Source organism: Pseudomonas brassicae, assembly GCF_010671725.1.
GTDB lineage: Bacteria > Pseudomonadota > Gammaproteobacteria > Pseudomonadales > Pseudomonadaceae > Aquipseudomonas > Aquipseudomonas brassicae.
Map to the genome: position 1 here is coordinate 19,515 of NZ_JAAHBU010000002.1, position 10,093 is coordinate 29,607.

The following is a 10,093-nucleotide window of genomic DNA, read 5'->3' on the forward strand; positions in this document are numbered from 1 at the left end:
GGCGCGACGATCACGACTCCCCGAACAGGAGTCACCCCCATGTCAAAGCACCTGTATTGCAGCACCCAACGCTGTGATGATCCGCAACAGTCCCGCGAAGCCGCACTCGAAGAAAACCCGCTGAACGAACCTGCCTCCCCCACTGGCGGGCGCAGGAAACGCGGCGTCACGGTACATTCCAGATTGTGGGCCCCCGGTCGCCAACTGCGCATTGCCTTCGAAGGCGACGTCGCCTGTGACGTCCAGCAGGCGGTGATGAGCGTGGCGTGCCAATGGACCTGCTACGGCAACATCAGCTTCGTGCTCATCCAGGACCTGGCCCGCGCTCACATACGCATCCAGATGCTGCCCAGCGGCAGCGATATCAACCGCTCCTACATCGGCACCGATGCCTTGCGCGCCAACGACCCGACCATGACCTTGAGCGAATGGCCTGGCGACGAACACTTCGTGCGCAATGTGCTGCACGAGTTCGGCCACGTGCTCGGCCTGGAACATGAACACCAGCACCCTGACGCCGACATCCCCTGGAACACCGAAAAACTGCTGGCAGCAGCCCAGGCCGGCGGCCTGAGCGAAGCGGACATTCGCCGCGACTTTCTCGACAGGATCGAGCGTCGCGGCAGCCTGCTGCGCCCCTACGACCGCGACTCGATCATGCACTACCCCATCCCCAACGGCGCGACCCTGGGGGACTGGAGCGTGGGCGTCAACGCCGTACTGAGCGAAGGTGACAAGGCGCTCATGGGCCTGGCTTATCCGTACCCGTAGCCTGGCCCTACTTGACCGGGCCCAGGTTCGCTTCGCTCATGTCCAGTTCACCCAGCACCTGGCGCACCACGTCGTCACCGATCTGATGCTGGCGGTGCAGGCGGTACAACTCCAGACGCTGGGCACGCAGTGCGCGCAAGCGCAGGCGGCGCTCCAGCTGGTCCATCTGCGCCGCCAGCGCCTGGGCTTCGGCACTGTCGTTGAAGGTGTCCAACTGCTGCCGATACTCGGCCATCAGGCGCGCCTTCAACTCGGCGGCCAGCGCCGCCTGCGAGGCATCCTGCGGCGCACCCGGCTCTGCCAGCTCTTGGGCCTCCAGCGCGTGAATCGCCGCCTCTGCCGTACGCCGCCAGGCCTCTTGCGCCTCCTGGCGCAGGGTATCGTCCGGGCTCTTCTCGACCCCGCGCAACAGCAACGGCAACGCGATACACGCCGCCACCAGCGACAACAGAATCACCCCGGCAGCGATGAAGATCAGCAGGTCACGCTCGGGGAAGGCCACGCCCGCGCCCATCAACAGCGGCACCGACATCACGCCCGCCAACGTCACCGCACCGCGCACCCCGCCTACGGTGAGCAACCAGCACGACCGCGCGGTGGGCACCAGCACCAGTTCGGCCTTGCCGCGCCAGCGGCGAATCACGCCGATCAGGCGCCAGATGCTCTGCACCCAGATGAAGCGCAGCGCCAGCAGCACCAGGAAGATCGCCACCACATCCAGGCAGCGGTAGAGCAAGGTCGGCCACAACGATACTTCATGGCTGGTGACCGCCTTGACGATGTCGGGCAGTTGCAAACCCAGCAGCAGGAAGATCAGCCCGTTGAAGGCAAACTCCAGCAACGACCACACGCTGCGGTTGAGCAGGCGCGTGCTGGTCTGGCGTGGCAACAGGTCGAGCCAGCTCTGCATCATGCCCGCTGCCACCGCCGAGAGAATGCCCGAGGCGCCAAGCCGCTCGGCCAGCACATAGGCGGCAAACGGCAGCAGCAACATGAACACCACGTGGGTCGCCGGGTCATCCCAGCCACGCGCGATCATCCACACCCGCAAGCGCCCCACCAGCCAGCTCAGCGCCACGCCAATGGCCAGCCCCCCCACAGCCACCAGCACGAAGGTCAGGCTTGCCTCGGCCAGCGAGAACACCCCGTGATCGCCGCCGCCAGGGCAAACTTGAAGGTCACCAGGCCCGAGGCATCGTTCATCAGCGCCTCGCCCTGCAGCATATGCATCAACGGGGTCGGCAGGCGGTCCTGGCTGATCGCCGACACTGCCACCGCATCGGTGGGCGACAGTACCGCCGCCAGGGCGAAGGCCACCGGCAACGGGATGCTCGGCAGTAGCCAATGGATGAAGTAGCCGGCACCGACCACCGTGAACAGCACCAGCCCCACGGCCAGGGTCAGAATCGGCCCGCGCAGGCGCCACAGCTCGCGCTTGGGCATGCGCCAGCCATCGGAAAACAGCAACGGCGGCAGGAACAGGAACAGGAACAGCTCCGGATCAAGCGCCACATGCAGGCCCAGGGTCGGCCAGGCCAGCAAGGCGCCGGCGGCGATCTGCACCAGCGGCAACGGTAGCGGGATCAGGCGCCCGACCAGTTTCGAAACACTGACCAGCATCAACAGGATGAGGACGGTATAGGCTGACTGCATACGGCGTGTTTTTCCTTTTCGTTTTCACATACGCTCAAGGGCTGGCAGATGAGCCATTGAAACAACATGTTACCGTTTACGCGGCGTCGGCGGCCGCTGCACCTAAGTCGCAGAAGGCCCGGCAATCTGTAACACGATACTTCAAGGAGCGCGTGCACCATGAGCGATGCCACCCACCACGATAGCCGGACCCGCGCCCTGCTGGTCATCGATGTACAAAACGATTTCATCCCGGGCGGCGCATTGCCGGTGCCGGGCGGCGACCAGATCGTGCCGCTGCTCAACCAGCTCGGCCGGAACTTCGAGCGTGTGGTGCTGGCCCAGGACTGGCACCGGCCGGGCATGCCTCGTTTGCCTCCAGCCACCCGGGCAAAAAACCGTTCGAGGTCATCGAACTGTCATATGGCGCGCAGACACTCTGGCCCGACCACTGCATTCAAGGCAGCCAGGGCGCGCAGTTGCACCCCGACCTGAACATCCCCCACGCCCAGTTGATCGTGCGCAAGGGCGGCAACCGCCAGGTCGACAGTTATTCGGCGTTCACCGAAGCCGACCAGCGTACCCCCACGGGCCTGGCCGGCAACCTGCGCGAGCAGGGTATCGACACGCTGTTCGTGTGCGGCCTGGCGCTGGACTTCTGTGTGGCCTGGTCGGCACTGCATGCGCGCCGCGAGGGCTTCGTCACCTACGTGGTGCTCGACGCCTGCCGCGCGATCGATACCGACGGCTCGCTGGCCACAGCCATGGCGCAGATGCAGGCCGCCGGCGTGCAGTTCATCCAGGCGCAGCAACTGTGCGGCACCAGCCGTGGCGCCCTGCCCGATGTTGTCGCATAATCCAGCCCACCCATTCTTCGAGGAGTTTCGGGGCTGCTGCGGGATTACCCGTACGCCCTTGACGTTCAATGGCTTATATTCTTTTTGGCATCAAAGCCTGTGACACGATGAAGAAAGCCCGTACCTGGCTTGAAGAACAGCACATCCAGTACGACTTTCACGATTACAAGACCCAGGGTATCGACCGCGCTCACCTCGATCGCTGGTGCGACGAGCATGGCTGGGACGTGGTCCTGAACCGTGCGGGCACCACCTTCCGCAAGCTCGATGACGCGCAGAAGGCCAACCTCGACCAGGCCAAGGCCGTCGAGCTGATGCTGGCGCAACCCTCGATGATCAAGCGCCCGGTACTCGACCTGGGCGACAAGACCCTGGTCGGCTTCAAACCGGACCTGTACGCGGCAGCCGTGCGCTGAGCCGCGTCGCCTTCACTTAATTTCGCAAGAGGTATCTGCATGTCCACTTCCCTGTTCAGCCTGGCCTTCGGCGTCGGCACTCAAAACCGTCAAGGCGCCTGGCTGGAAGTCTTCTACGCACAGCCACTGCTCAACCCCGCCGCCGACCTGGTCGCGGCCATCGCCCCGATCCTGGGCTACAGCGCTGGCAACCAGGCCATCGCCTTCAGCAACGCACAGGCCGCACAGCTGGCCGAAGCCCTCAAGGGCGTCGACGCTGCCCAGGCGGCACTGCTGACCCGCCTGGCCGAAAGCAACAAGCCGCTGGTCGCCACTCTGCTCGCCGAAGACGCCACCCTCAGCTCCACGCCAGAGGCCTACCTGAAGCTGCACCTGCTGTCGCACCGCCTGGTCAAGCCACACGGCCTGAGCCTGGCCGGCATCTTCCCGCTGCTGCCAAACGTGGCCTGGACCAGCCAGGGTGCGATCGACCTGGCTGAACTCGCCGAACAGCAACTCGAAGCCCGCCTCAAGGGCGAGCTGCTGGAAGTGTTCTCGGTGGACAAGTTCCCGAAAATGACCGACTACGTGGTGCCGACCGGTGTGCGTATCGCCGACAGCGCCCGTGTGCGCCTGGGCGCCTACATCGGCGAAGGCACCACCATCATGCACGAAGGCTTCGTCAACTTTAACGCCGGCACCGAAGGCCCGGGCATGATCGAGGGCCGCGTATCGGCCGGCGTGTTCGTCGGCAAGGGTTCGGACCTGGGCGGCGGCTGCTCGACCATGGGCACCCTGTCGGGCGGCGGCAACATCATCATCAAGGTCGGCGAAGGCTGCCTGATCGGCGCCAACGCCGGTATCGGCATCCCGCTGGGCGATCGCAACACCGTCGAAGCCGGCCTGTACATCACGGCGGGCACCAAGGTAAACCTGCTCGACGAGAACAACGAGCTGGTCAAGGTGGTCAAGGCCCGTGACCTGGCTGGCCAGACCGACCTGCTGTTCCGCCGCAATTCGCTCAACGGCGCGGTCGAGTGCAAGACCCACAAGTCGGCCATCGAGCTGAACGAAGCGCTGCACGCCCACAACTAAGTGGTACGATCGGGTCTGGCCCTCTGCCAGACCGATATCAGGCCCTACACATCATGTTCCAGCCCTCTCCCTGGCGCGCAGACTTCCCTGCCATCGCCACCCTGCAACGCCAGCACCAGACCTACCTGGACAGCGCTGCCACCACGCAGAAACCCCAAGCCCTGCTCGATGCCCTGAGCCACTATTACACCCATGGTGCTGCCAATGTGCACCGTGCCCAGCACCTGCCCGGCGCCCTGGCCACCCAGGCCTTCGAAGCCAGTCGCGAAAAGGTCGCCACCTGGCTCAATGCCGCCGACGCGCAGCAGATCGTCTTCACCCACGGCGCCACCTCGGCGCTGAACCTGCTGGCCTACGGCCTGGAATCGCGCCTGGAGGCCGGCGACGAGATCGCCGTGAGCGCCCTGGAGCACCACGCCAACCTGCTGCCCTGGCAACAGCTGGCCCAGCGCCGCGGCCTGAAGCTGGTGATCCTGCCGATCGACGGCCATGGCCATATCGACCTGGACGCAGCCCTGCAACTGATCGGGCCGCGCACCCGCGTGCTGGCGGTGAGCCAACTGTCGAATGTGCTCGGCACCTGGCAACCGCTGCAGACGTTGCTTGAGCACGCCCGCGCCCAGGGCGCCCTCAGCGTGGTCGACGGCGCCCAGGGTGTGGTGCATGGTCGGCATGACGTGCAACAGCTGGGCTGCGACTTCTACGTGTTCTCCAGCCACAAGCTGTATGGCCCGGATGGCCTTGGTGTGCTCTACGGGCGCAACGAGGCGCTGAGCCTGCTGCGCCACTGGCAGTTCGGCGGCGAGATGGTGCAACTGGCGGGCTACCAGCAGTCGAGCTTTCGCCCTGCCCCGCTGGGTTTTGAAGCCGGAACGCCGCCGATTGCCAGTGTGATCGGCCTGGGCGCGAGCCTGGACTACCTGGCCAGCCTGGACGGTGCGGCCGTGGTCGACCACGAAGCGGCCTTGCACCGCCATCTGCTTCGCGGCCTGCGCGACCGTGAAGGGGTGCGCGTGCTGGGCGCGCCGGAACTGGCGCTGGCCAGTTTCGTCGTCGAGGGCGTGCACAACGCCGACCTCGCCCACCTGCTCACCGAGCAGGGGATCGCTGTGCGCGCCGGGCACCACTGCGCCATGCCACTGGTCAACAGCCTCGGCCTGGACGGTGCATTGCGTGTGTCGCTGGCGCTGTACAACGACTCCCACGATCTGGAGTGCCTGTTCGGCGCCCTGGACCAGGCCCTGGAGCTGTTGCGATGAGCCTGCCGAGCGCTGCACAAGAGGCACTGAGCGTGTTCGAGCAAGCCGCTGGCTGGGAGCAGCGCGCCCGCCTGCTGATGCAGTGGGGAGAACGCCTGGCCCCCTTGAGCCCGCAGCAACAGTGCGAGGCCAACCGCGTACACGGCTGCGAGAGCCAGGTGTGGCTGGTGGCCGACCTGCAGGGCGGGCGCTGGTATTTCAAGGCAGCCAGCGATGCACGCCTGATTCGCGGCCTGCTGGCGTTACTGCTGGTGCGCGTCGAAGGGCTGCCCGGCAGTGAACTGCAGCAACTGGACCTGCCCGCCTGGTTTACCCAGCTGGGGCTGGGCCGCCAGCTCTCGCCTTCGCGCAGCAACGGCCTGAACGCCGTGCTGCAACGCATGGCTCAGCTCGCTACAGGCGCCTGAGCCAGCGCACGGTCGGCCGGGCGGCGCTTGCCGCCCACCAGTTTTTCCACCGCCTTGCTCGCCGCGACCATGCCGAAGGTCGCGGTAACCATCATCACCGCGCCAAAGCCGCCCGAGCAATCAAGCTTGACGCCATCACCGACAAAGCTCTTCTGCAGGCAGATGCCGCCGTCCGGCAGCGGATAGCGCAACTGCTCCGTGGAGAACACGCACGGCACGCCGTAGTTGCGGCTGACATTGCGCGAGAACCCGTGGTCACGACGCAGCGTGGAGCGCACCTTGGACGCCAGCGGGTCATTCACCGTACGGTTCAGGTCCGCCACCTGGATCTGCGTGGGGTCCAGTTGCCCGCCGGCCCCGCCGGTGCTGATTACCTGGATCTTGCGCCGCTTGCACCAGGCAATCAGTGCAGCCTTGGCCATCACGCTGTCGATGCAGTCGATCACGCAGTCGATGTGGTCGGTAATGGTCTGCGCCAGATTCTCGCGAGTGACGAAATCCACCACCGCGTGCACCGTGCACTCGGGGTTGATCGCGCGCAGGCGCTCGGCCATCACCTCGACCTTGGACTTGCCGATATTGCCCTGCATGGCATGCAACTGACGATTGGTATTGCTGACGCATACGTCATCCAGGTCGAACAGCGAAATTTCACCGACGCCACTGCGCGCCATTGCCTCGGCCGCCCAGGAGCCGACGCCGCCGATGCCGACAACCGCCACATGCGCCGCGCGCAGGCGCTGCAAGCCCTGCTGGCCGTACAACCGGGCAACACCGGCAAAGCGTGGATCTTCTGTAGTCATGGCCCAACCCTGAAAAAACCGGCGCGCATTATAGGCCCGACAGCGCAGGATGACAGCCTGCAATAGACAGACCGTACCGCGCCGATTGGCCAGACCGGCGCCAACCCTGCTTTAATGTGTAAGGTTATCCCCGCCTGTTCCCCCCTTCGGAACCCGAACTCTCTATGTCATCGCGTAAATTTGGTATCAACCTGGTGATAGTCATGGCAATTGCCGCGCTATTTACCGGGTTCTGGGCACTGATCAACCGCCCGGTGTCCGCCCCCAACTGGCCGGAGCAGATTTCAGGCTTCTCCTATTCGCCGTTCCGCCTGGGGCAAAGCCCGCAGAAAGCCCAATACCCGAGTGAAGCTGAACTGCGCGAAGACCTCGAGCAAATGAGCAAGCTCACCGACAGCATCCGCATCTATACCGTAGAAGGTACGCAAGCGCTGATCCCGCGCCTGGCTGAAGAGTTCGGCCTGCGCGTGACCCTGGGCGTGTGGATCAGCCCGGACCTTGAGCGCAACGAGCGTGAAATCGAAACCGCGATCCAACTGGCCAACACCTCGCGCAGCGTGGTGCGGGTGATGGTCGGCAACGAGGCGCTGTTTCGCGAAGACGTTACCCCGCAGGCTCTGATCGAGTACATGGACCGGGTGCGCGCCGCGGTGAAAGTACCGGTGACCACCAGCGAACAGTGGCACATCTGGAAGGAGCACCCGGAGCTGGCCAGGCACGCCGACCTGATCGCCGCGCACATCCTGCCGTACTGGGAGTTCATCCCGATGAAGGACGCCGGGCAGTTCGTGCTGGATCGTGCCCGCGACCTCAAGCAACTGTTCCCGCGCAAGCCGCTGCTGCTCTCCGAGGTCGGCTGGCCAAGCAATGGCCGACGCCGCTCGGACATCAACTCAAGCACCGATGCGCGCGAGCGCGGCGGCGCCGACGCCTCCCAGGCCGACCAGGCGATCTACCTGCGCACGCTGGTCAACACGCTCAACCGCCGCGGCTACAACTACTTCGTGATCGAGGCCTACGACCAACCCTGGAAGGCCAGCGACGAAGGCTCGGCGGGCGCCTACTGGGGTGTGTTCAACGCCTCTCGCCAGCAGAAATTCAACTTTGAAGGCCCGGTCGTGGCGATTCCGCAGTGGCGCGTGCTCGCCGTCGGCTCGGTGGTGCTGGCGATGCTGTCGCTGACCCTGCTGCTGATCGATGGCTCGGCGCTGCGCCAACGCGGGCGTACCTTCCTCACGTTCATCGCGTTCCTGTGCGGCTCGGTGCTGGTGTGGATCGGCTACGACTACAGCCAGCAGTACAGCACCTGGTTCAGCCTGACCGTGGGCTTTTTGCTGGCGCTGGGCGCGCTGGGGGTATTCATCGTGCTGCTCACCGAAGCCCACGAGCTGGCCGAGGCAGTGTGGACGCACAAGCGTCGCCGGCTGTTCCTGCCGGTGGACGCCGATACCGCCTACCGGCCCAAGGTCTCGGTGCACGTACCGTGCTACAACGAGCCGCCAGAGATGGTCAAACAGACCCTCAATGCCCTGGCAGCCCTGGATTATCCGGACTACGAAGTCCTGATCATCGACAACAACACCAAGGACCCGGCGGTATGGGAGCCGATCAAGGCCCACTGCGAGCTGCTGGGCGAGCGCTTCAAGTTCTTCCACGTCGCGCCCCTGGCCGGTTTCAAGGGCGGTGCGCTGAACTACCTGATCCCGCACACCGCCAAGGATGCCGAAGTGATTGCGGTGATCGACTCGGACTACTGCGTCGATCGCAACTGGCTCAAGCACATGGTGCCGCACTTCGCCGACCCGAAAATCGCCGTGGTGCAGTCGCCGCAGGACTACCGCGACGGCAACGAGAGCACCTTCAAGAAGCTCTGCTACGCCGAGTACAAGGGCTTCTTCCAAATCGGCATGGTCACCCGCAACGACCGTGACGCGATCATCCAGCACGGCACCATGACCATGACCCGGCGCTCGGTGCTCGAAGAGCTGGGCTGGGCCGACTGGTGCATCTGCGAGGATGCCGAGCTGGGCCTGCGCGTGTTCGAGAAGGGCCTGTCGGCCGCCTACTCCCACACCAGCTACGGCAAGGGCCTGATGCCCGACACCTTCATCGACTTCAAGAAGCAGCGCTTTCGCTGGGCCTACGGCGCGATCCAGATCATCAAGCGCCACACCGCCAGCCTGCTGCGCGGCAAGGACACCGAGCTGACCCGTGGCCAGCGTTACCACTTCCTGGCCGGCTGGCTACCGTGGGTGGCCGACGGCATGAACATCTTCTTCACCGTGGGTGCGCTGCTGTGGTCGGCGGCGATGATCATCGTGCCGCAGCGGGTCGACCCGCCGCTGCTGATCTTCGCGATCCCGCCGCTGGCGCTGTTCGTGTTCAAGGTCGGCAAGATCGTGTTCCTGTACCGCCGTGCGGTGGGGGTCAACCTCAAGGATGCGTTCTCGGCGGCGCTGGCGGGGCTGGCGTTGTCGCACACCATCGCCAAGGCCGTGCTGTACGGGTTCTTCACCAGCAGCATTCCGTTCTTCCGCACCCCGAAGAACGCCGACAGCCATGGCGTGCTGGTGGCGCTGTCGGAGGCGCGCGAGGAGCTGTTCATCATGTTGCTGCTATGGGGTGCGGCGCTGGGGATCTTCCTGGTGCAGGGCCTGCCGAGCAATGACATGCGCTTCTGGGTGGCGATGCTGCTGGTGCAGTCACTGCCTTACCTGGCGGCGCTGATCATGGCGCTGCTGTCGTCGCTGCCCAAGCCTGCGGATGCCACACAGCCGGCACCTGCGGCCTGATTAAAAGTTCGCTGGCAAGCAGCTCCACAACTGGGATCAGTCGACCTGAAGCATGCTCCACTGTACCTGTGGGAGCTGGCCT

7 protein-coding genes and 2 pseudogenes are annotated in these 10,093 nt (G+C 65.0%); 7 read left to right on the forward strand and 2 right to left on the reverse strand.

Annotation, left to right across the window (positions count from 1 at the left end):
* Positions 1 to 39: 39 nt before the first annotated feature.
* On the forward strand, positions 40 to 771 hold the full coding sequence (locus G3436_RS00305) for a M12 family metallopeptidase (RefSeq protein WP_163940228.1): 732 nt from the start codon (positions 40 to 42) through the stop codon (positions 769 to 771).
* A 7-nt stretch (positions 772 to 778) separates the two neighbouring features.
* Here G3436_RS00305 and G3436_RS00310 read toward each other — a convergent pair.
* Positions 779 to 2,424, reverse strand: a pseudogene (locus G3436_RS00310) (Na+/H+ antiporter).
* Positions 2,425 to 2,583: 159 nt separating this feature from the next.
* Between G3436_RS00310 and pncA the strand changes: the two are divergent.
* The 5 genes and pseudogenes from pncA to G3436_RS00335 all read left to right on the forward strand — a co-directional run bounded on the left by pncA (position 2,584) and on the right by G3436_RS00335 (position 6,416).
* Positions 2,584 to 3,260 (forward strand): annotated as a pseudogene (pncA, locus tag G3436_RS00315) (bifunctional nicotinamidase/pyrazinamidase).
* Positions 3,261 to 3,328: 68 nt separating this feature from the next.
* Positions 3,329 to 3,676 carry an ArsC family reductase gene (locus G3436_RS00320; protein ID WP_163940230.1) on the forward strand — a complete coding sequence of 116 codons (348 nt, stop codon included), beginning with the start codon at positions 3,329 to 3,331 and terminating at the stop codon, positions 3,674 to 3,676.
* Between the two features lie 39 nt (positions 3,677 to 3,715).
* Complete coding sequence (dapD, locus tag G3436_RS00325) at positions 3,716 to 4,750, forward strand: 2,3,4,5-tetrahydropyridine-2,6-dicarboxylate N-succinyltransferase (protein WP_163940232.1); 1,035 nt, start codon at positions 3,716 to 3,718, stop codon at positions 4,748 to 4,750.
* Positions 4,751 to 4,803: 53 nt separating this feature from the next.
* On the forward strand, positions 4,804 to 6,009 hold the full coding sequence (locus G3436_RS00330; protein WP_163940234.1) for an aminotransferase class V-fold PLP-dependent enzyme: 1,206 nt from the start codon (positions 4,804 to 4,806) through the stop codon (positions 6,007 to 6,009).
* Positions 6,006 to 6,416 (forward strand): SufE family protein, encoded by a 411-nt coding sequence (locus tag G3436_RS00335; protein ID WP_163940236.1) that lies wholly within the window; start codon positions 6,006 to 6,008, stop codon positions 6,414 to 6,416. Before G3436_RS00330 ends, G3436_RS00335 begins: the two co-directional genes overlap by 4 nt.
* Here the strand turns inward: G3436_RS00335 and tcdA are convergent.
* Positions 6,395 to 7,219: a tRNA cyclic N6-threonylcarbamoyladenosine(37) synthase TcdA gene (tcdA, locus tag G3436_RS00340; protein WP_163940238.1), complete on the reverse strand. Its 825-nt coding sequence runs from the start codon at positions 7,217 to 7,219 to the stop codon at positions 6,395 to 6,397. The two genes, G3436_RS00335 and tcdA, sit on opposite strands and share 22 nt — an antisense overlap.
* Positions 7,220 to 7,383: 164 nt before the next feature.
* On the opposite strand from tcdA, the gene G3436_RS00345 reads away from it, so the two are divergent.
* Entirely contained in the window at positions 7,384 to 10,011 is a 2,628-nt protein-coding gene (locus tag G3436_RS00345) for a glycosyltransferase (protein WP_163940240.1), read from the forward strand.
* Positions 10,012 to 10,093: the final 82 nt, after the last annotated feature.

Excerpts from the sequence above, each read along its gene's own strand:
- G3436_RS00335 (WP_163940236.1), top strand. The coding sequence starts at position 6,006 with ATGAGCCTGCCGAGCGCTGCACAAGAGGCACTGAGCGTGTTCGAGCAA.
- G3436_RS00330 (WP_163940234.1), top strand. The coding sequence starts at position 4,804 with ATGTTCCAGCCCTCTCCCTGGCGCGCAGACTTCCCTGCCATCGCCACC.
- dapD (WP_163940232.1), top strand. The coding sequence starts at position 3,716 with ATGTCCACTTCCCTGTTCAGCCTGGCCTTCGGCGTCGGCACTCAAAAC.
- G3436_RS00305 (WP_163940228.1), top strand. The coding sequence starts at position 40 with ATGTCAAAGCACCTGTATTGCAGCACCCAACGCTGTGATGATCCGCAA.
- tcdA (WP_163940238.1), bottom strand. The coding sequence starts at position 7,219 with ATGACTACAGAAGATCCACGCTTTGCCGGTGTTGCCCGGTTGTACGGC.
- G3436_RS00320 (WP_163940230.1), top strand. The coding sequence starts at position 3,329 with ATGGCTTATATTCTTTTTGGCATCAAAGCCTGTGACACGATGAAGAAA.
- G3436_RS00345 (WP_163940240.1), top strand. The coding sequence starts at position 7,384 with ATGTCATCGCGTAAATTTGGTATCAACCTGGTGATAGTCATGGCAATT.